The following is a 19,668-nucleotide window of genomic DNA, read 5'->3' as shown; positions in this document are numbered from 1 at the left end:
AGTGCCGGTTTTCATGCGGCAAAGCATGCCCTGTCATCTTTACGTGATAAGACGAAAGCTGCGATGGCGGTGCTTGAACGGCGTCGCCTGGCTTCCTATACCTTTCCCATGAAACGTCGAAACTTCTTTCGTTTTTCCGCACTTGGTCTGCTTGCTCTTGCGGGCGGCGGCCTGTTTGCGCGCCGCTCTAACGCCAGCGCCTATTATAGCGGCCCGGTCTCCGATCATTTCGACGGGGTGCGTTTCTTCAATCCCGGCGGTTCGCCGCCCGGCAATTTCATGGGCCTCCTGAAATGGCGCTTCAACGGCGAGCGCGCCACGTGGCCGGAAAACTACCCCAGCCCGTTTCCGTTCGCAAAGCCGGAGCCCCGCATCGACGGCAAGGACATTCGCGTCACCTTCGTCGGTCACGCCTCCTTTCTCATCCAGACGGCAGGGCTGAATATTCTCATCGATCCGGTGTGGTCGCAGCGTACCAGCCCGTTCAGCTTCGCCGGTCCCAAACGCGTCAACCCGCCCGGCATCCGTTTTGAGGATTTGCCGCCGATCGATCTGGTACTGGTGACGCATAATCACTACGACCATCTGGATATGGAAACGCTGAAGCGCCTGCATGTCGCGCACAAGCCGCTTTTCATCACGCCGCTTGGCAATGACGCCATCATCCGCACCGGCGTCGAGGCAGCGCGCATCAAAGTGGGGGACTGGGGCGATGTCCTTGAGATTGGTTCGGTCAAAATTCATTTCGAGCCGTGCCACCATTGGTCGGCGCGTGGGCTGAACGACCGGCGCATGGCGCTGTGGGCGGCCTTTGTCATCGAAACGCCTTATGGCAAGCTTTATCATATCGGCGATACCGGCTTTCACGACGGCCTCAATTATCACGCCGCGCGCAAGAAACACGGTGAGTTCCGTCTCGCCAACCTGCCCTTCGGCGCCTATGAGCCGCGCTGGTTCATGAAGGGTCAGCACCAGAACCCGGCGGAAGCCGTGGAAGGCATGAAGATCTGCGGTGCGGCACATGTCTGCGGCCACCATTGGGGCACTGTGCAACTGACAGATGAAGCGGTCGAAGCTCCTCTTGTCGCGCTGAAGGCAGCGCTTGCTGAGCAGGGGGTAGACGCGAGCCGCTTCCAGCCCATGCGTCCCGGCGAAGTCTTCGACGTACCTTCCGCCTGAGCGGCTCAGCGGTTTGCGCCGCAACAGTCTGGTAATTTGCCGTCCTTTCCGCCATATAGAGCGAAAGTGCGGGCAAAGCCCGTTTTTATTCCGGTTTCAGGTAGTTTTCAGGTTCAGTACGATGGCGGATACGGTCGAATTTGCGAAGATGAACGGGCTTGGCAACAAGATCCTCGTTGTCGACATGCGCGGCCGCAGGGATATGGTGACGCCTGCGGCGGCCATCGCGCTCAATGCCGATCCCGCCACGCAGTTCGATCAGATCATGGCGATCCACGATCCGCGTGTCGGCGGCACCGATGCATTCATCGATATCCTCAATTGCGACGGCACGAAGGCGCAGGCCTGCGGCAACGGCACGCGCTGCGTGGTGCAGGCGCTGTCTTCGGAAACGGGCAAGACCACCTTCACCTTCCAGACGGTGGCGGGCATCCTGAACGCCGTCGAGCATGAAGACGGCATGATTTCCGTTGATATGGGCCTGCCGCGTTTTCGCTGGAGCGACATTCCGCTTTCCGAAGAGTTCCACGATACCAGCCGCATCGAGTTGCAGATCGGGCCGATCGACGCGCCAATCCTGCATTCGCCCGCCGTCATGTCCATGGGCAACCCGCACGCCATTTTCTGGGTGGATCGCGATCCGATGGAGTTTGATCTGGAACGCTTTGGTCCGCTTCTGGAAAACCACCCGATGTTCCCTGAAAAGGCCAATATCACGCTGGCGCAGGTTATTTCCGATAGCGCGCTTCGCACCCGCACCTGGGAGCGCGGCGCCGGTCTGACGCTCGCCTGCGGTTCTGCCGCATGTGCCGCTGCCGTTTCCGCTGCGCGCACCGGCCGCACCGGCAGGAAGGTCACCATCGATGTCGCCTCCAGCCCCGTGCGTGTGCCGCTGACAATTGAGTGGCGCGAGGACAACCACGTCATTATGACCGGGCCGGCCGAATGGGAATGGTCCGGCATGGTCGATCCCATCAGCGGCGCCTGGTCGCGCGATGCCGTGGCTGAGCAGGGGGCCATATGAGCGGCGTCGAGGTCATAACCTTCGGCTGCCGTCTCAATACCTATGAATCGGAAGTGATGCGGGCGGAGGCCGAAAAGGCCGGGCTCAACAATGCCGTGCTTGTCAATACCTGCGCGGTGACGGGCGAGGCGGTGCGCCAGGCGCGCCAGGCCATTCGCCGGGCAAGGCGCGACAATCCGCATGCGCGCATCATCGTGACCGGCTGTGCTGCCCAGACTGAAAAACAGACCTTTGCCGAGATGCCCGAAGTGGATGCGGTGCTGGGCAATGAGGAAAAGCTGAAAAGCGCCTCCTATCGCGCGCTGCCGGATTTCGGCGTTTCGGCGGAAGAAAAGCTGCGCGTCAACGACATCATGAGCATCAAGGCGACGGCGCCGCAGATGGTCAAGCACATTGACGGGCATGTGCGCGCCTTCATTCAGGTGCAGAACGGCTGCGATCATCGCTGTACCTTCTGCATCATTCCCTATGGGCGGGGCAATTCTCGCTCCGTGCCGATGGGCGCTGTGGTCGAGCAGGCGCGCAGGCTGGTGGAAAGCGGCTATTGCGAAATCGTGCTGACCGGCGTGGATGCCACCAGCTACGGTGCCGACCTGCCGGGCGAACCTTCGCTAGGGCTTCTCGCCAAGACATTGCTGAAGCAGGTGCCGGAGATATCAAGGCTCAGGCTATCCTCCATCGACAGCATCGAGGCTGACCACCATCTGATGGATATGATTGCCGGTGAACCGCGTTTCATGCCGCATCTGCACCTGTCCCTCCAGCATGGCGACGACATGATCCTGAAACGCATGAAACGCCGTCATTTACGGGCCGATGCCATCCGTTTCTGTCACGAGGTGCGGTCGCTCCGGCCGGATATCGCATTCGGTGCTGATATGATCGCCGGTTTTCCGACCGAGACCGAGGAGATGTTCGAAAACGCCGCGACGCTTGCGGAAGAATGCGGCATTTCCAGCCTGCACGTATTTCCCTACAGCCCGCGTGCCGGCACGCCTGCTGCACGTATGCCGCAGCTCGACCGTGCGCTGGTGAAGGAGCGGGCAGCGAGGCTTCGTGAACGTGGCGAGGCACTCAGGCTCGTGCATCTGCAAAACATGGTCGGTTCGACGCAAACGATCCTCGTTGAAAACACCGGTTTTGCGCATACCGACAATTTCACGCTGGTGGCGGCGCCCGATCTTCTCCCGCGCACTCTTGCGCAGGTTGAGATTACCGGCCACAACGGCAAACATCTGAACATGAAGCTTCTGGCAGCGGATGCGGCCTGAAGCGGCACAGGAAAAGACACGGGAACGACCATGGCCCTCGGCTTCATCAAAAAAGTCTTTTCTTTCGGCAAGGACAAGGCCGGGACGGACGGCAAGCCGCAAGAGGATTCCGCGCTTGAACGCGCCAGAGAAAATGCCTCTTTCGATGAGGCGCTGAGCGAAGCCGAAGCACATCCCATTGTCGAGAAAGACCCGGTTTCCGAACTGGAGATCGAGACGGCCGGTGGGCCTGCTCCGGATGTCGATGCGGCCCTTTCCGACGATCAAGAGGAAGAGGACGCGCCGCTTTTGCCCGGCGCCGAGCAGGCCGGAGACATCGGCGTTGTTCCGCTGTCGCTGTTGCAGGCCGAAGCCGCTGCCGAAGAACAGGCCGAGGTTTTGCCCGAAGCTGCCGATGCCGTGCTCGATGCGGATGCGATGGATGCGTTGCTCGATGAGGCGGAGGCTGCCGGTGCCGTCGAGCCCTCTGCCGTTTCGCCGATCTTGCCGAAAGGTTTTGCGGCGGCAAGCGAGCGCGAAGAGCCTGTTGCCGAAGCGCCGCAGCCGAAGCTCAGCTGGTTCCAGCGCCTGCGGGCCGGGCTTGCGCGCACCTCTTCGCAATTGACCACCCAGATTTCGGCGCTGTTCACTAAGCGCAAGCTGGATGAGGATACGCTCGACGAACTGGAAGACCTTCTCATCCAGTCTGATCTGGGTGTCGAGACCGCTATGCGCATCACCGGCGCCCTGTCTTCGGAACGTTACGGCAAGGATGTCAGCGGCGAGGACGTGGCGCGCATCATGGCGGGTGAGATCACCAAGGTCCTGAAACCTGTCGCCAAGCCGCTGGAACTCGATCTTTCACACAAGCCGCATGTCATTCTCGTCGTCGGCGTGAACGGCACCGGCAAAACCACGACCATCGGCAAGCTCGCCTCCAAGCTTTCGGGCTCTGGCCTCAAGGTCATGCTCGCGGCCGGCGATACGTTCCGTGCGGCGGCAATCGAGCAGCTCAAGATCTGGGCGGACCGTACCGGCTCGCAATTCATCGGCACCAAGCTCGGTGCGGATGCCTCGGGTCTGGCTTACGACGCCTATGAGCAGGCGCGTGCGCAAAAAAGCGATGTGCTCATCATTGATACTGCCGGCCGTTTGCAGAACAAGACGGAGCTGATGGCGGAGCTGGAAAAGATCGTGCGCGTGCTCGGCAAGCTCGATCCCGATGCGCCGCATACCGTGCTTCAGACACTGGACGCGACGACCGGGCAGAACGCCTTGAACCAGGTGGAGATATTCCGCAATGTTGCGGGTGTTTCGGGCCTGATTATGACAAAATTGGATGGCACGGCGCGTGGCGGTATCCTCGTGGCCATTGCCGCCAAACACAAGCTGCCGGTGTATTTCATTGGTGTGGGTGAAGGCGTGGACGATCTGGAGCCCTTCGAGGCGGAAGATTTCGCCAAGGCCATTGCGGGAGTTTGAGTATGGATATTGAAAGCAATTCCAAGGAAAGCGAAAAGATGGTGGCGGAAATCAGCCCGCTCCTGAAATTCGTGCTCGAGCTTGGTCCGCTTATGGTGTTCTTTTTCGCCAATTCCCGCGGCGAATGGCTGGCCTCCACTTTTCCGGTACTGACGGAGTTCGGCGGGCCGATCTTCATCGCCACCGGCCTGTTTATGATTGCAACCGCAATTGCGCTTTCCGTCTCATGGATGCTGACGCGCAAGCTGCCGATCATGCCGCTGATATCAGGCATCGTGGTTCTCGTGTTCGGTGCGCTGACGCTGTGGCTGCAGAACGATACCTTCATCAAGATGAAGCCAACCATCGTCAATGCGCTGTTCGGCGTCATTCTGCTGGGCGGCCTGTTTTTCGGTCAGTCGCTGCTTGGCTATGTCTTCAATTCAGCCTTCAGGCTGAACGATGAGGGCTGGCGCAAGCTGACGCTGCGCTGGGGCGTGTTCTTCCTCTTTCTCGCCGTGCTGAACGAGGTGGTCTGGCGCATGTTCTCTACCGACGCATGGGTTGCGTTCAAGGTGTGGGGCACGATGCCGATCACGATCATCTTCACCATGGCGCAAATGCCGCTCGTCATGCGTCATTCGCTCGAACCGCTGAACAAGGAAGAAAAATGACAGTTGCAGAGATGCCGGCTTCCCGTTCGGGCTCGTTCAAATGGTTCGGTGTCGCCGCCGGACTTCTTCTCCTGCAGATCGTCATCCTCTATGCCATGGGCCGCATTCCCATTTGCGAATGCGGTTATGTGAAGCTGTTCGAACCCGGTGTGAACACGCCGGGCAATTCCCAGCATCTTGCCGACTGGTACACGCCCTCACACATTATCCACGGCTTCCTGTTTTACGGGCTCGCCTGGCTGCTGTTTCGCAAGAAACCCCTTTCCATGCGGCTTTCTTTTGCGGTTTTGATAGAGGCAGCGTGGGAAATTCTCGAAAACTCGCCGCTCATCATCGATCGTTACCGCACGGCGACCATGGCGCTGGGTTACACCGGCGACAGCATCCTGAACTCCGCGATGGACACCGTTTTCATGGCGCTGGGTTTCCTCTTCGCCGCCCGCGTGCCGGTGTGGCTGACGGTTGTGATCGCCATCTTCTTTGAAATCTTCACCGGCTGGCTGATCCGCGATAATCTGACGCTGAACGTAGTGATGCTTGTCTGGCCCGTCGAAGCGATCAAGCAATGGCAGAACGCGCTCCCGCCAATGTGAAGATATCTGCCCGTACGTGCGTCGGAAAGGCACGAAAACCCTACGTTATATGCAAGTTTTCTTAAGGGCATTGCGGTAGTGTCCGGGCTCAAAGGCTCGTCTTTTCGTCCGGCAGAACACTGTGCAAGATAATTTCGCCTATCTTCTCCCCTTCATCATGCTGACATTCGGTGTGGTATTCCTGTTCCTGCAGAGGACCGGCCACGCTTCGGCGCGATATTGGGGTTTCGGATATCTTTCGGCGGCGTTTGGTTTTGCCGCACCTCTGGTGCTTGGCGGTTTGCCCTTCGAAGTGCAGGCGATCGTCTCGAACCTGTTGTTTTTCTCTGCCTTTTTTCTCTACGGCCATGCGCTGCTCACTCATTTCGGACGGCCGCTTTATACGACGGCGCGACTGTCGATCGTGGCTGCGGCGGTTTTGCTGGTCTCGTTCCATGTCTTCATCACACCGGATCTGAAACGTGAGCTGGTCATCGGTGATCTTGTCTGCGCCCTGCTGCTCGCCATCCCGGTGTGGACCGTGCGGAAGCGGCCCCTGGCGCTTGCAGACAGGCTGATGGTGGCGATTGCGTCACTCGTGGTGCTCGAAACGCTGGTGCGCATCGGCATGTTGCTGGTGATGACGCCGAACGGTTCGATGATCGAACTCAGCGAATTCTTCGAATCCGATTATGCTTTCTACATGCAGCTTGCCGCGAGCATATTTGGCTTTCTGCTTGCGCTATCCGTACTCGCGAGCCAGATTTCCGTGACTGTCGACCGGCACCTGCAAGCGGCTGAGCACGATCCGCTGACGGATGTGCTGAACCGCCGTGGGTTCGACCGGCGCGTTCCCGATTTTCGCAGCGGGACACCGATAGGCGCAGTAATTGCCTGCGACATAGACCATTTTAAGCGTATCAACGATGACTATGGCCACGCCGCCGGCGATATCGTTCTCATCGGCCTTTCAGACCTTCTCCGGAAAAGCGCGCGTGGCGACGCTCTGGTGGCGCGTTTCGGTGGCGAGGAATTCGTGGTTTTCCTGCCCGGCCACACCGCCGCCGCGGCCGGTCACCTTGCCAATGCCATGCGTTTGAACCTTCTGTCGCTGGATTGGCGTAGCCGTGGCGTGGCCACCAAGGTCACGGCGAGCTTCGGCGTTTCAGCTGTCGCGAGAGGAGATCATTCGATTCACGATGCGATCAAACGCGCCGACGACAGCCTGTATGCGGCAAAGCGTGGTGGCCGCGATCAGGTTGTGCTTGAAGGGATGGGTTTGCAGGCGACAGCCGAAGGGCCGTCGCTAAGGGTGATTTCCAAGGTATAATACCGTTCGGCGCGCGGGCTACTTTCCGGCCGCAGCGGTGATCGCCGGCAATAAATCCCGCTCGACGCTGCGGGCATCGAAGGGGCCGACCTTTTTGTAGAGGATCGTGCCGTCGGCGCCGACCAGATAGCTTTCAGGGATACCATAGACACCCCAGTCAATCGCGGCCTTGCCGTTCGGGTCGACGCCTATTGCGGCAAAGGGATTGCCGAGTTCGCCGAGAAAACGAAGCGCGTTGTCCGGTTTGTCCTTATAGTTGATGCCGACGACGGTGATGCGTTTGTCTTTCGCCAATTCCTGAAGAATGGGATGCTCCTGACGGCAGGGAATGCACCAGGAGGCGAAGACGTTGACCAGCGTCAGCTTACCCTTGACGGCGGCATCGTTGAGGGCCGGGAGGTTTGAGCCTTCCAGCGGCGGCAGCGACAATGCGGGCGCCTTGGTTCCGATGAGCGCCGATGGAATGGCGCTGATATCCAGCCCGTTGACGTCCTGATCGTAGAGCATCTTGCCGGCGATAATGGCAAAACCGCCGAAAAGCAGAAGCGGCAGAAGCGCCAGGGCATATCGTATGCGCTCCGTGCTTTTGGCTTTGGTGCTCTGGTCCTGGCTGGCCTGTGTCATCGGGTTTCACTCGCGGAACCGGCTTTTGCCCTGCGGCGCACGCCGGATGCCTCCAATTCCTTCAGTTCCCGTTTGCGCGCCTGACCATCCAAGATGACCCAGGCGATGAGACAGAGGACGACAAGGCCAGTCGCCGCATAGGACATGCCGATATAAAAGGCGTGCGTCATGTTCTCATGCCTCCCGGTTTGCCATGCGGGCGGCAAGCCGCCGCTGGGCTGCCACGCGCCGGCGCCAGATTTCGTTGCGCATTGCGGCGATGTGCAACGTGAAGAACAGTAGCGTAAAGCCGATCGCCATGGTCAAAAGCGGCCAGAGAAACTCCGCATCGATTGCCGAGCCGCCCATGCGGATGACGCTTGCCGGCTGGTGAAGCGTGTTCCACCATTCAACTGAAAACTTGATGATGGGAATATTCACAAAACCAACGAGGATGAGCACGGCGCTGACACGGGCGGCTCTTGAAGGGTCGTCCATGGCGCGGTTGAGCGCTATCAGGCCAAGATACATCAGAAAAAGCACGAAGACGGACGTCAGCCGCGCGTCCCATACCCACCAGGTTCCCCACATGGGTTTACCCCAGAGCGAGCCGGTAACAAGCGCAATCAGCGTGAAGGCAGCGCCTATGGGTGCGGCCGCCTTGTGGCTGACATCCGCAACCGGATGACGCCAGACGAGCGTGCCGATCGCTGAGACCGCCATGACCGTATAACACATCATCGAAAGCCAGGCGGAGGGGACATGCACATACATGATGCGCACGGTATAACCCTGCTGGTAGTCGCCCTCTGTCGTGAAAGACAGATAGAGACCGGCGGCCAGTACCAACGCCGTCAGGACCGCAAGCCAGGGCAGAATGCGTGCCGAGAGCGCCAGAAACCGCGTGGGGTTGGCGAGATCACTGAATTTGGTGATGGTGAAAGTCTGCTCGTTCATGCCGTTTGTGTAACCCGAGAATGGCCGCCCCGCAATTGATCGCCGTCAATCGTAGATCGGCAATTGCGGTTTCATCAATCCATAACATTGCGCAACGCCAAAGCGGCAAAGAAAGGGCCGGTCACGGCTGAAAATAACGTGATCGCGCAGAGAATGAGGAAGGGCGGCATAAAGGGTGCCGGATCCTGCACCGCCGCATAGGACGCGCTGACGCCGAAGATCAGAACCGGAATGGCCAATGGCAGCACAAGGATGGAGACCAGAAGGCCGCCGCGCGGCAAGGCAACGGCGACAGCGGCACCCACCGCGCCGATGAAGGTAATGGCGGGCGATCCGACAAGGAGTGTGAGCATCACCGCGCCGATCGCCACTTCGTCCATGTTCATGAACAGGCCAATGAGCGGCGAGGCGATGACCAGTGGCAGACCCGTTCCCACCCAATGTGCCAGGCATTTGACGAGCACGGTCAGCACAAGCGGGTTTTCCTGCATGAGTATGAGGTCTAGCGAGCCGTCATCCCGCTCTGCCTGAAACAGCCTGTCGAGGCCGAGGAGGGTGGAGAGCAGCGCGCCGATCCAGACGATGGCCGGGCCGATGCGTGCAAGCAGATTGAGATCAGGCCCGACACCGAAGGGGATGACGGCGACAACGGTCATGAAGAACAAGACGCCGATCAGCGCGCCGCCGCCGGCGCGGATGGAGAGTTTCAGGTCGCGGAGGAAGAGGGCGGTCATTGGGAGTGCTCCGTGCGTGGGGCTTCACCCCCCTCTGCCCTGCCGGGCATCTCCCCCACAGGGAGGGAGATCGATCTGCAGCAAGATTTCGCCCGTCTCGAAGTTTTCGGATGGAGCGGCGAAAGTGCCTCCTGCTGATCTCCCCCCTTGTGGGGGAGATGCCCGGCAGGGCAGAGGGGGGTATACCCCGCGCGCATAGCCCTCATGCCCAAGCCTCCACACCTGCAAAGCCCGTCATCTGCAATTCCCGCGCATTGTCGAGCCCAAGCGGCTGATGGGTCGCAGCCATGACGATGCCGCCTCTCCTCAGGTGGCTCTTGACCAGATCCGTGAACATGCCGTCCGCGGCTTTGTCGAGCGCCGCTGTCGGCTCGTCGAGAATCCACACCGGCCGCCATGCGATCAAAAGCTTTGCCATAGCAAAACGTCGCTGCTGGCCCGCAGACAGGTAACCGAAGGGCAGGTGGGTGATGCCCGCAAGGCCGACGATGTCTGCCGCCTCATCGATATCGACACCGGCGCCGCCGGTGAAGTCACCGAGAAAGTCTTTCCAGAACCGCAGATTCTCCGAAACCGTCAGTTCCGTTTTCATTGCGTTGCGATGGCCGAGATAATGGCAAGCCTCCGATGGACGCATGTCCGCTTCTATTCCTTTGCCGGCTATCTTTACCCAGCCCTGCTCGGGGCGCAGCAGGCCGGCCACAGTGCGCAGAAGCGTGGATTTTCCCGAGCCGTTGCGGCCGGTCAGCACCAGTGCTTCGCCGTCGCTTAACTTGAAGGAAATGTTCATGAATATGAAATCTTCGCCGCGTCGCACGCCAAGATTTTCCGCCGTCAAATCCATGCTGCGTTTCCGTATAAGATTTTCATCGTCTCGCATAAAAAAATCGATTTGATTTCCTGAATGGTCTGGCACGTTTCTGAGAAATTATCTATATGGGTGTCAACCACGCCAGCGGCCGGCGTGAACATCATCTTGCGCCGGACTTGACGATTGCGAGGAGCAATTTTCACGTGCGGACAGCGGAAATGGTCGTACCCGCATCCTGATGTGCATGAGTGCATAGGTGTCCGCACGCACGTGTTGGCTATCAGAGTAAGCGGGGTTTTTATCCATGCCCAAATCACTCGACAGTTTTCATTGTCGTTCCGTCCTTACCGTTGATGGTAAGGACTACGTCTATTTCAGCCTTCCCAAGGCTGAGGCAAACGGCCTGAAGGGCGTTTCCAAGCTCCCCTATTCCATGAAAGTTCTTCTGGAAAACCTGCTTCGTTTCGAGGACGGCCAGTCCGTCACCAAGGAGCATATTCTGGCCGTTGCAGAGTGGCTGAACAATAAGGGCCTGACCGAAAACGAAATCGCTTATCGTCCCGCCCGCGTTCTCATGCAGGACTTCACCGGCGTTCCGGCTGTGGTCGATCTCGCCGCCATGCGCGACGCCATGGTGTCGCTCGGTGGCGACCCGGAAAAGATCAATCCGCTCGTTCCCGTCGACCTCGTGATCGACCACTCTGTTATCGTTGACGAATTCGGCACGCCGACTGCGTTTGCCCGAAATGTCGAGCTTGAATATGAGCGCAATGGCGAGCGTTACCGCTTCCTGAAGTGGGGCCAGCAGGCGTTCAAGAACTTCCGCGTGGTTCCGCCCGGTACCGGCATCTGTCACCAGGTCAACCTCGAATATCTCGGCCAGACCGTCTGGACCAAGGAAGAGGACGGCGAAACGATCGCTTACCCGGATACCTGCGTCGGCACCGACAGCCACACCACCATGATCAACGGTCTTGGCGTTCTTGGCTGGGGCGTTGGCGGTATCGAGGCTGAAGCAGCGATGCTCGGCCAGCCGGTCTCCATGCTCCTGCCTGAGGTCATCGGCTTCAAGCTGACCGGCAAGGTGAAGGAAGGCGTGACTGCGACCGACCTCGTGCTGACCGTCGTGCAGATGCTGCGCAAGAAGGGCGTGGTTTCCAAGTTCGTCGAATTCTTCGGCCCCGGCCTCGATTCGATGACGCTGGCCGACCGTGCCACCATCGGCAATATGGGTCCGGAATATGGCGCTACCTGCGGCTTTTTCCCGGTTGATGGCGAGACCATCAACTATCTGACCATGTCCGGTCGCACCAAGGACCGTATCGCGCTTGTCGAAGCCTATTCGAAGGCACAGGACATGTGGCGGACCGGCGACGGTTCCGACCTCGTCTTCACCGACACCCTTGAACTCGACCTCGGCGACGTCGTGCCATCCATGGCCGGTCCGAAGCGTCCGGAAGGCCGTCTGCCGCTCGAAACCATTGCGCCGAATTTCGCGACGGCTCTCGAGAACGACTACAAGAAGCCCGGCCAACTCCATAGCCGCTATGCGGTTGAGGGTGAGGACTTCGATCTCGGCCATGGCGATGTGGCGATTGCCGCCATCACCTCCTGCACCAACACGTCCAACCCTTCCGTTCTCATCGCTGCCGGCCTTCTCGCCCGCAATGCGGTTGCCAAGGGTCTGAAGTCCCAGCCGTGGGTGAAGACCTCGCTGGCGCCGGGGTCGCAGGTCGTTGCCGAATATCTCGACAAGTCGGGTCTGCAGAAGGATCTCGATGCGATTGGCTTCAACCTCGTCGGTTTCGGCTGCACCACCTGCATCGGCAACTCCGGCCCGCTGCCCGCACCGATCTCCAAGACGATCAACGACAAGGGCCTGATCACGGCCGGCGTCCTCTCCGGCAACCGCAACTTCGAAGGCCGTATCTCGCCTGATGTTCAGGCGAACTATCTCGCCTCGCCGCCGCTCGTCGTGGCCTACGCGCTTGCCGGCACGGTCCAGAAGGACCTGACGAAGGAGCCGATCGGCGACGACCAGAACGGCAATCCGGTCTATCTCAAGGATATCTGGCCGACTTCGCAGGAAATCCAGGAATTCATCCTGAAATACGTCACCCGCGAACTTTACGAATCGAAGTACGCTGATGTCTTCAAGGGTGACGCGAACTGGCAGGCCGTTCAGGTTCCCCCGGGCCAGACCTATGCCTGGGACGACAAGTCGACCTATGTTCAGAACCCGCCTTACTTCGTGGGCATGGGCAAGACCGGTACGGGCCTTACGAACATCAAGGGCGCCCGCGTTCTCGGTCTCTTCGGCGACAAGATCACAACCGACCATATTTCCCCGGCCGGTTCGATCAAGGCTGCTTCGCCCGCCGGCGCCTATCTGACGGAGCACGGCGTGGGTGTTGCCGACTTCAACCAGTACGGTACGCGTCGCGGCAACCATGAAGTCATGATGCGCGGCACCTTCGCCAATATCCGCATCCGCAACCACATGCTCGGCCCGAACGGCAAGGAAGGTGGCTACACCATCCACTATCCGTCGAAGGAAGAGATGTCGATCTACGACGCTGCCATGAAGTACAAGGCGGAGGGCGTTCCGCTCGTCATCTTCGCCGGTGTCGAATATGGCAACGGTTCTTCCCGCGACTGGGCGGCGAAGGGCACCAACCTGCTCGGCGTCAAGGCGGTCATCGCACAGTCCTTCGAGCGTATCCACCGCTCCAACCTCGTCGGCATGGGCGTCGTTCCCTTCGTCTTCGAGGAAGGCACGACCTGGGCGAGCCTTGATCTCAAGGGTGATGAAGTTGTCGAGATCGATGGTCTCGAAGGTGAAATCAAGCCGCGCGAAAAGAAGATCGCCAAGATCACCTACAGCGACGGTTCGGTGAAGGAAGTTCCGCTTCTATGCCGCATCGATACGCTGGATGAAGTGATCTACATGAACAATGGCGGCATTCTGCAGACCGTTCTTCGCGATCTGGTTGCCTGACAAAGCTTAGACCAACAAAGGACGCCGGGATTTTTCCCGGCGTCTTTGCGTTTCATCACCTCTTTTTTTGTGATTGCCACTCACCCCTTCGTGACTTTCTATTGAAGTGGAATAGACGTTATTTTCCGGTTTGCATCCGGTTGGGTTGATCGCATCAATTCGTCTGGATATCTGCTCCGGACAAAGGTTCTTGTAATGCCGCTGAAATTGCCCCTGTCGATATGTCTTCTCGGCACGTTCCTCGTCACATCCGCGCATGCGCAGGAGGCTGTGAAGGGCGTTGTCGAGTTGTTTACATCGCAGGGATGCGCGTCCTGCCCGCCGGCGGACGAAGCGTTGCGCAAGATGATCCAGAAGGGTGATGTCGTCGGCCTCTCCTACCATGTCGACTACTGGAATTATCTTGGTTGGACAGATTCCCTGGCATCGAAGGAAAATACCGAGCGGCAATATGGTTACATGCGCGCTCTCGGCCGCAACGGTGTCTATACGCCGCAGGCCATCCTGAACGGTCGCGACCACGTCAAGGGCGCGGATGTCCGCGGGATTTACGACAGGCTGGATGCTTTCAAGCGCGAGGGCCAGGGGCTGAACGTGCCGGTCGCGTCCAAATTTGCCGGTGACGAGGTGGAGATCGATATTGGCGCCGGCAGCGGCAAGGCCGATGTCGTGGTCGCCTATTTCACGCGCGAGCAGACGGTAGACGTGCAGAAGGGCGAAAACCAGGGGAAGAAAATGTCCTACTGGCACAGCGTCTATGACGTGCAAACGGTTGGCATGTGGGATGGTTCACCGATGACGGTGAAGCTTCCGGCAAGCGTGGTGGCAAAGGTGAAAAAGGGCGGCTGCGCCGTGCTGTTGCAAACGGCAAATGCCAGCGGCGATCCGGCGGCAATCGTCGGCGCAAGTATTTTACTGGGTAATGAAACACCCTGATCGCCTGTCTGGCGATGGAAGATCCGATCCGGGCATTGGGGGCTGGGGGTAAAGGGTCAATGCACCGGATCGGGTCATCTTGGTGCCTAGGCATCAATTGACAATAGGACTATTCCATTCAATTCGGGCCATGGTTTGACCGAAATACGGCAGGCCATGCTAAAATGGCTGCCTAAATGGTTACCTTTTTATAAGGCAGCGTCCTTATGGGCATCGGCGGGCGTCTTTCTGCGTCCCAGACGCCGGGTTTCGCTGCCGTCCTAAGACCGTAAAACCCTGCTCCAAAGTTGCGATCTCATGTTCAATGGCTGTTCGAGACTTGCAATTTTGTCTTCTCCGGCTCACATTAATCGGACGACTTGGGTGGAATCGGAGGTATTGGATGACCGATCAACCGGATGTGCAGCAGGTGCAGACCGCTTCACGCGACAGTTCCACCGTTGTCGATCTCCGAGAGTACAAAAAAGACAAATACCCTCTGCCAATTACATTCCACCGGCGCGAGCTGGATGCGATCCTGCGCATCTATGGCCGCATGGTGGGAGAGGGCGAGTGGCGCGACTATGCCATCGACCACTTGAGGGAAAAGGCGGTATTTTCAGTGTTTAAACGCTCTGGTGAAATGCCGCTCTACAGGATCGAAAAGAACCCCAAGCTGGCGGCGAAACAGGGTGCCTATTGCGTGGTGAATACGGATGGCCGCATTCTCAAACGTGGCCACGAGCTGCCGCAGGTTCTCAAGGTTTTCGACAAGGTCCTGAAGCTCATCGAGTGAGATGAGACGGGACAAACTACCCTGCCGCAGCTTCATGCGGACACGCGGGTGGAGAGGCGATCAAGTTTCGAATTTCGGTAAATAAAAAGGCGGCCGAATGGCCGCCTTTTGCATGTTTTCCAGTTGGGTTCCTGCCCTTACTTGTCACGGTTGCCCATGAACTGCAGGAGGAACATGAACAGGTTGATGAAGTCGAGATAGAGCGTCAGCGCACCCATGATCGCCTTGCGGCCAGCCACGGCAACTTCGTCGCCATCGAAATACATTTCCTTGATCTTCTGCGTGTCATAGGCGGTGAGGCCAGCGAAGATCAGCACGCCAATCGCGGAGATCGCGAACTGCAGCGCGGAAGAGGCGAGGAAGATGTTGACGATGGATGCGATGATCAGGCCGAACAGACCCATGATCAGGAACGAACCCATGCCTGAAAGGTCTTTCTTCGTGGTGTAACCGTAAAGCGAGAGCGCGCCGAACGAGGCAGCGGTCACGAAGAACGTCTGTACGACGCTCTGGCCGGTATAGACCAGGAAGATCGAAGACAGGGACACGCCCATCAGCGCCGCATAGACCCAGAAGGTCATCTGCGCGGCAGAAACGCTCATGTTCTGGATACGGAAGCTAAGAAAGAACACCAGTCCGAGCGGTGCAAGCATCACAACCCAGCGCAACGGCGATGCATAGAGCAACTGGGCAAAAGCCGGATTGGTGGTCGCGAGCGTGAAGGTAGCGAACGCCGCAACACCGGTTATGACCAGAGCCAGCGCCATAAGGTTGTAAACCTTGAGCATGTAGGCGCGAAGACCTTCATCGATCATCGCACCAGTCTGTGCACGGGTCTGGGCCATGCGGTTCTGGTAGTTATTGAAGTCAGCCATTGTTTCCTCTTTTGAGCTCCGTAATTGCTACGGTGTCGGGATACCTCCCGGGCGCCGCTGCGGAGCTTCAGCAAGCCTGCCCAAGAATATGATGGCAGAACGTGTCCGATACAAGGCCTTTTGCAGTCGAAAAGACACCATATGCGCGAAAAGCGCTCACGTTTCAGCGATCATTACAAAGAATTAATCGTTAAAGTTAAGCGGTGCACAACCGAAGATTATTCACCCGCCTGCCGCAAAACCGGAGCGGCCTTCTGCCCGAGAATTCGCCATGTGCCGATAAGACCTATGCCCACCGTCATGACGAGGGCGACGACGACTGTGCCGATTGCCACATCCGGCAGGAAACTCGAGGGCAGTTTCATGATGCGGGAAATCACGAACCATGCGGAGACGCCGCCGGCGAAAAGCGCGAAAACGGCGGTGGCGAGACCAAGCATCATATATTCATAGGAAAAGGCGCGGATAAGCAGGCTTCGTGTGCCCCCCAGCGTTTTAAGGATGACCGCATCATGGGTGCGGGCACGGTTTCCGGCGGCAAGAGCGCCGGCAAGGACGAGGACGGAGGCTATGAGCGCAACGGCCGCTGCGGCGCGAATTGCGGTGGCAAGCTGGCCGACCAGCCGGTTGACCACGTCGAGCGCGTCCTTCACGCGCACGCTTGTTATCGTCGGGTAGGCGTTGGTGACGGCGCGCAATATCTGGCCCTCCTCGCTTGCGGATGCGGAGGGGTCGGCGAGCGTGGCAAGCCAGGCATGCGGTGCGCCACGGAAGGTATTGGGCGAAAACACCATGACGAAGTTGATCGACAGCGATTCCCATTCGACATTGCGCAGATTGGCGATCTTTGCCGTGATACTGCGGCCGAGCACGTTGACGGTAACGGTGTCGCCGATCTTGAGGCCCAGTTCCTGCGCCTCTTTCGCCGCAAAAGAGACCAGCGGCTCGCCGCTATAATCCGGTCCCCACCATGTTCCTTCGGTCAGCTTGGCGTTTTCGGGAGCATCCTGCGAATAGGTTATGCCCCGATCACCGCGCAGCAGCCAGCGGCCGGATGGCGGCACATCTATCTTCGTCACGTCCTCGCCATTAAGAGCCAGAATGCGGCCGCGCAGCATCGGCACCTCGGTCAGCGTTCCCTGAGGCGCTTCTTGCCTGAGAAGATCGCGGAAACCCTGCAACTCGGTGCCCTGAATATCCACGAAGAAGAAATTCGGCGCTCGTTCCGGCAGGCTGTCGGTCAGTTCGCGGCGCAGATTGCCGTCGATCAGCGTCAGGGTCACCAGCAGCGTCAGCCCGAGGCCGAGGGAGAGAACGACGGAGGGGGTGAGCGCACCCGGCCGGTGAATATTGCCGATCGCCAGGCGAAGGGCGGCGGAATGAACGCGCGGGCTGCGTTTGGCGATGGCCTTGACGCCTGACGCCACCAGTCGCAGCACCACAAACGCGAATGCGATGGCGGCAAGGAAAACCGAGGCGATGAAACGTTCTTCTGCCGAAAAGATGGCAAGTATGGCCAGCGCAGCCAACAACAAGCCCGTCACTGCGAGATAAGGCCAGGACGGCCAGCTGCCCTCCTCGAACCCCTGCTCTCGAAAAAGGGCGGTCGCGGGAACTTCGCGCGCCTGGCCGAGTGGCACGATGGCGAAGGCAAGTGTCGTCAAGATGCCGAACAGGGCGGCAAGACCAAGTGCTGCCGGATAAAAGGCAAGCTCTTTCGGCACAGGAAGCACGCCCTCCAGAAACCGCATGGCGATCAGCGGGGCGATGGCGCCCACAGCGAGGCCGATGATGATGCCAACGGTGGCAATGAACACGATCTGGAAGAGATAGGTCATGGTGACCACGGAAGCCGGCGCGCCGAGGCATTTCAGCGAGGCGATCGTGGTGCGCTTGGAATCAAGGAACGCGCGAACGGCGTTCGCAACGCCGACGCCGCCGACGATGAGGGCGGTCAGGCCCACCAGCGTCAGGAATTGCGAGAAGCGGTTGACGTTTTCGGTAAGCGATGGCGCTGCCCTGTCACTCGTGCGGATGGACCAGCCGGCATCGGGAAACGTCTTGTTGGCCGCATCGGTCATCGTTGCCCGCGCTGCAGGATCGTTCAGCATGATCTTGTAGGCGTGTTCGACCAGACTTCCGTTCTGAACGAGACCTGAGGCGAAAAGCGCATCGCGGCTGACCATCAGCCTTGGGGCAAAACCGAAGCCGTCGGACAGGGCATCCGGCTCGTCGACAACCGTGCCGGTCAGTTTCAGCTTCACATTGCCGAGAAGGATATCGTCGCCGACCTTGATGCCCAGCCGCTCCAGGAGAAGCGGCGCGGCAACGGCGCCATAGGTATCGCCGTTCGCAGTCAGAAGCTCGCTCAGAGGCCGGTTTGGATCTGCCACGAACGCGCCGTAGAGCGGATAGGCGCCGTCTACGGCCTTTACTTCCGTCAGTGTCTGTTCGGAACCATCGGCAAGGCGCGCCATGGAGCGCAGCCCGGTGGAAACCGCGATTTTGCCGAGGCCATCGAGATAGGCCCGTTCCTCTGCGGTTGCCTCCCTGTTGCGCAGCTCGAAGCGCACATCGCCAGCCAGTATCGACTGGCCTTCCGTCGCAATCGCGCTGGTGACGGCGCGTGATACGGAGTTGACGGCGGCAATGGCGCCGGTTCCGAGCGCGATGCAGGCGAGGAAAATATAGAAGCCACGCAGGCCGCCGCGAATTTCGCGCCGCGCGAGCCTCAATGCATTTTTGATGTTGGCAACAGACGGGAGAATGGAGCCGATCATGCCGATACCGCCCGGGCCATATGGGCAGTGGCGCTGTCACCCTCTATCTCGCCGGAGCGCACCTTGATCTGTCGCGAGCAACGGGCGGCCAGTGACGGATCATGGGTGACAAGGATCATCGTCATGCCGCGTTCGGCCTGTTTTGAGAAAAGGAGATCGGCGATCTGCTGGCCCGTATCCGCATCCAGATTGCCGGTCGGTTCGTCTGCGATCAACACGGCGGGGGAGGGTGCAAGCGCGCGGGCGATCGCAACACGCTGCTGTTCGCCACCGGAGAGCTGGCCGGGATAATGGTTGAGGCGTTCGCCGAGACCGACAGCAACGAGTTCCCGTTTGGCGATCTCGAAGGGGTTCGGCACGTTGGCCAGTTCCAGCGGAACGGCTACGTTTTCCAGCGCCGTCATATTGGCGATGAGGTGGAAAGACTGGAAAACGATGCCGATATTCTTGCCGCGGAAATCCGCGAGAGCATCCTCGCCGAGCTTATGCAATTCCGTGCCGGCGATGACGATCTCGCCGCTATCCAGCCTTTCGAGACCGGCAAGCACCATCAGAAGGGTCGATTTTCCCGAACCTGAAGGGCCGACGATGCCCACCGCCTCGCTTTCGCCAATGGCAAGATCGATGCTCTTGAGAACGTGAACGGAGGCGGCGGCGTTGCCGAGCGTGAGGTCGGCCTTCTTAAGCTCTATGATGCTTTTCGTCACAA

The 19,668-nt window shown here is 59.2% G+C and carries 18 protein-coding genes; 10 read left to right on the top strand and 8 right to left on the bottom strand.

What is annotated here, in order from left to right; genetic code table 11:
- Window positions 1-63: 63 nt before the first annotated feature.
- The 7 genes from CRP02_RS24855 to CRP02_RS24825 all read left to right on the top strand — a co-directional run bounded on the left by CRP02_RS24855 (window position 64) and on the right by CRP02_RS24825 (window position 7,490).
- Window positions 64-1,179 carry an MBL fold metallo-hydrolase gene (locus CRP02_RS24855; protein ID WP_179784124.1) on the top strand — a complete coding sequence of 372 codons (1,116 nt, stop codon included), beginning with the start codon at window positions 64-66 and terminating at the stop codon, window positions 1,177-1,179.
- Window positions 1,180-1,300: 121 nt separating this feature from the next.
- Window positions 1,301-2,203 (top strand): diaminopimelate epimerase, encoded by a 903-nt coding sequence (dapF, locus tag CRP02_RS24850; protein WP_097172568.1) that lies wholly within the window; start codon window positions 1,301-1,303, stop codon window positions 2,201-2,203.
- Window positions 2,200-3,474 carry a tRNA (N(6)-L-threonylcarbamoyladenosine(37)-C(2))-methylthiotransferase MtaB gene (gene mtaB, locus CRP02_RS24845; protein WP_097172567.1) on the top strand — a complete coding sequence of 425 codons (1,275 nt, stop codon included), beginning with the start codon at window positions 2,200-2,202 and terminating at the stop codon, window positions 3,472-3,474. Before dapF ends, mtaB begins: the two co-directional genes overlap by 4 nt.
- 30 nt (window positions 3,475-3,504) lie before the next feature.
- Entirely contained in the window at window positions 3,505-4,935 is a 1,431-nt protein-coding gene (gene ftsY / locus CRP02_RS24840; RefSeq protein ID WP_097100957.1) for a signal recognition particle-docking protein FtsY, read from the top strand.
- Between the two features lie 2 nt (window positions 4,936-4,937).
- Window positions 4,938-5,588 carry a septation protein A gene (locus tag CRP02_RS24835; protein WP_097172566.1) on the top strand — a complete coding sequence of 217 codons (651 nt, stop codon included), beginning with the start codon at window positions 4,938-4,940 and terminating at the stop codon, window positions 5,586-5,588.
- Window positions 5,585-6,181 (top strand): DUF2585 domain-containing protein, encoded by a 597-nt coding sequence (locus CRP02_RS24830; protein ID WP_097172565.1) that lies wholly within the window; start codon window positions 5,585-5,587, stop codon window positions 6,179-6,181. The genes CRP02_RS24835 and CRP02_RS24830 overlap by 4 nt, the downstream gene beginning before the upstream one ends.
- A 121-nt stretch (window positions 6,182-6,302) precedes the next feature.
- Complete coding sequence (locus CRP02_RS24825) at window positions 6,303-7,490, top strand: GGDEF domain-containing protein (RefSeq protein ID WP_179784123.1); 1,188 nt, start codon at window positions 6,303-6,305, stop codon at window positions 7,488-7,490.
- Between the two features lie 18 nt (window positions 7,491-7,508).
- On the opposite strand, the gene CRP02_RS24820 is transcribed toward CRP02_RS24825, so the two are convergent.
- The 5 genes from CRP02_RS24820 to ccmA all read right to left on the bottom strand — a co-directional run bounded on the left by CRP02_RS24820 (window position 7,509) and on the right by ccmA (window position 10,628).
- Window positions 7,509-8,114, bottom strand: coding sequence for a DsbE family thiol:disulfide interchange protein (locus CRP02_RS24820; protein ID WP_097172564.1), 606 nt, complete (start codon window positions 8,112-8,114; stop codon window positions 7,509-7,511).
- Window positions 8,111-8,284: a heme exporter protein CcmD gene (ccmD, locus tag CRP02_RS24815; protein WP_097100955.1), complete on the bottom strand. Its 174-nt coding sequence runs from the start codon at window positions 8,282-8,284 to the stop codon at window positions 8,111-8,113. Before ccmD ends, CRP02_RS24820 begins: the two co-directional genes overlap by 4 nt.
- Before the next feature lie 4 nt (window positions 8,285-8,288).
- Window positions 8,289-9,050 (bottom strand): heme ABC transporter permease, encoded by a 762-nt coding sequence (locus tag CRP02_RS24810; protein ID WP_097172563.1) that lies wholly within the window; start codon window positions 9,048-9,050, stop codon window positions 8,289-8,291.
- Window positions 9,051-9,124: 74 nt separating this feature from the next.
- The gene (gene ccmB / locus CRP02_RS24805) at window positions 9,125-9,784 is read right to left on the bottom strand and encodes a heme exporter protein CcmB (RefSeq protein ID WP_097100953.1); all 660 of its coding nucleotides are present in this window, start codon (window positions 9,782-9,784) and stop codon (window positions 9,125-9,127) included.
- 202 nt (window positions 9,785-9,986) lie between these two features.
- Entirely contained in the window at window positions 9,987-10,628 is a 642-nt protein-coding gene (gene ccmA, locus CRP02_RS24800) for a heme ABC exporter ATP-binding protein CcmA (RefSeq protein ID WP_065705171.1), read from the bottom strand.
- Between the two features lie 271 nt (window positions 10,629-10,899).
- On the opposite strand from ccmA, the gene acnA reads away from it, so the two are divergent.
- The 3 genes from acnA (at window position 10,900) to CRP02_RS24785 (ending at window position 15,304) form a co-directional block, all read left to right on the top strand.
- Window positions 10,900-13,593, top strand: coding sequence for an aconitate hydratase AcnA (acnA, locus tag CRP02_RS24795; RefSeq protein WP_097100952.1), 2,694 nt, complete (start codon window positions 10,900-10,902; stop codon window positions 13,591-13,593).
- A gap of 195 nt (window positions 13,594-13,788) precedes the next feature.
- Complete coding sequence (locus CRP02_RS24790) at window positions 13,789-14,529, top strand: DUF1223 domain-containing protein (RefSeq protein WP_003516643.1); 741 nt, start codon at window positions 13,789-13,791, stop codon at window positions 14,527-14,529.
- A 382-nt stretch (window positions 14,530-14,911) separates the two neighbouring features.
- Window positions 14,912-15,304 (top strand): DUF2794 domain-containing protein, encoded by a 393-nt coding sequence (locus CRP02_RS24785; protein WP_097172562.1) that lies wholly within the window; start codon window positions 14,912-14,914, stop codon window positions 15,302-15,304.
- A gap of 137 nt (window positions 15,305-15,441) precedes the next feature.
- Here CRP02_RS24785 and CRP02_RS24780 read toward each other — a convergent pair whose 3' ends face one another.
- The 3 genes from CRP02_RS24780 to CRP02_RS24770 form a co-directional block, all read right to left on the bottom strand.
- Complete coding sequence (locus tag CRP02_RS24780; RefSeq protein ID WP_013636912.1) at window positions 15,442-16,179, bottom strand: Bax inhibitor-1 family protein; 738 nt, start codon at window positions 16,177-16,179, stop codon at window positions 15,442-15,444.
- A gap of 218 nt (window positions 16,180-16,397) precedes the next feature.
- Window positions 16,398-18,959, bottom strand: a complete 2,562-nt coding sequence (locus CRP02_RS24775; protein ID WP_097172561.1) for an ABC transporter permease — start codon at window positions 18,957-18,959, stop codon at window positions 16,398-16,400.
- A complete protein-coding gene (locus CRP02_RS24770; RefSeq protein ID WP_003516652.1) occupies window positions 18,956-19,666 on the bottom strand; it encodes an ABC transporter ATP-binding protein in 711 nt (236 codons plus the stop codon). Before CRP02_RS24770 ends, CRP02_RS24775 begins: the two co-directional genes overlap by 4 nt.
- Window positions 19,667-19,668 lie beyond the last annotated feature (2 nt).

It is taken from the genome of Rhizobium sp. AN5 (assembly GCF_900215255.1).
In the GTDB taxonomy this organism is placed as follows: Bacteria; Pseudomonadota; Alphaproteobacteria; order Rhizobiales; family Rhizobiaceae; genus Agrobacterium; species Agrobacterium tumefaciens.
The sequence above is the reverse complement of the archived record's forward strand: the minus strand, read 5'-3'. Positions and strand labels throughout refer to the sequence as shown.

Bases quoted from the DNA above. Each gene is read 5' to 3' on its own strand.
- ftsY (WP_097100957.1), top strand. From the start codon at position 3,505: ATGGCCCTCGGCTTCATCAAAAAAGTCTTTTCTTTCGGCAAGGACAAG.
- dapF (WP_097172568.1), top strand. From the start codon at position 1,301: ATGGCGGATACGGTCGAATTTGCGAAGATGAACGGGCTTGGCAACAAG.
- CRP02_RS24855 (WP_179784124.1), top strand. From the start codon at position 64: ATGGCGGTGCTTGAACGGCGTCGCCTGGCTTCCTATACCTTTCCCATG.
- CRP02_RS24775 (WP_097172561.1), bottom strand. From the start codon at position 18,959: ATGATCGGCTCCATTCTCCCGTCTGTTGCCAACATCAAAAATGCATTG.
- ccmD (WP_097100955.1), bottom strand. From the start codon at position 8,284: ATGACGCACGCCTTTTATATCGGCATGTCCTATGCGGCGACTGGCCTT.
- CRP02_RS24830 (WP_097172565.1), top strand. From the start codon at position 5,585: ATGACAGTTGCAGAGATGCCGGCTTCCCGTTCGGGCTCGTTCAAATGG.
- CRP02_RS24835 (WP_097172566.1), top strand. From the start codon at position 4,938: ATGGATATTGAAAGCAATTCCAAGGAAAGCGAAAAGATGGTGGCGGAA.
- ccmA (WP_065705171.1), bottom strand. From the start codon at position 10,628: ATGGATTTGACGGCGGAAAATCTTGGCGTGCGACGCGGCGAAGATTTC.
- CRP02_RS24810 (WP_097172563.1), bottom strand. From the start codon at position 9,050: ATGAACGAGCAGACTTTCACCATCACCAAATTCAGTGATCTCGCCAAC.
- acnA (WP_097100952.1), top strand. From the start codon at position 10,900: ATGCCCAAATCACTCGACAGTTTTCATTGTCGTTCCGTCCTTACCGTT.
- CRP02_RS24785 (WP_097172562.1), top strand. From the start codon at position 14,912: ATGACCGATCAACCGGATGTGCAGCAGGTGCAGACCGCTTCACGCGAC.
- ccmB (WP_097100953.1), bottom strand. From the start codon at position 9,784: ATGACCGCCCTCTTCCTCCGCGACCTGAAACTCTCCATCCGCGCCGGC.
- CRP02_RS24790 (WP_003516643.1), top strand. From the start codon at position 13,789: ATGCCGCTGAAATTGCCCCTGTCGATATGTCTTCTCGGCACGTTCCTC.
- CRP02_RS24820 (WP_097172564.1), bottom strand. From the start codon at position 8,114: ATGACACAGGCCAGCCAGGACCAGAGCACCAAAGCCAAAAGCACGGAG.
- mtaB (WP_097172567.1), top strand. From the start codon at position 2,200: ATGAGCGGCGTCGAGGTCATAACCTTCGGCTGCCGTCTCAATACCTAT.
- CRP02_RS24780 (WP_013636912.1), bottom strand. From the start codon at position 16,179: ATGGCTGACTTCAATAACTACCAGAACCGCATGGCCCAGACCCGTGCA.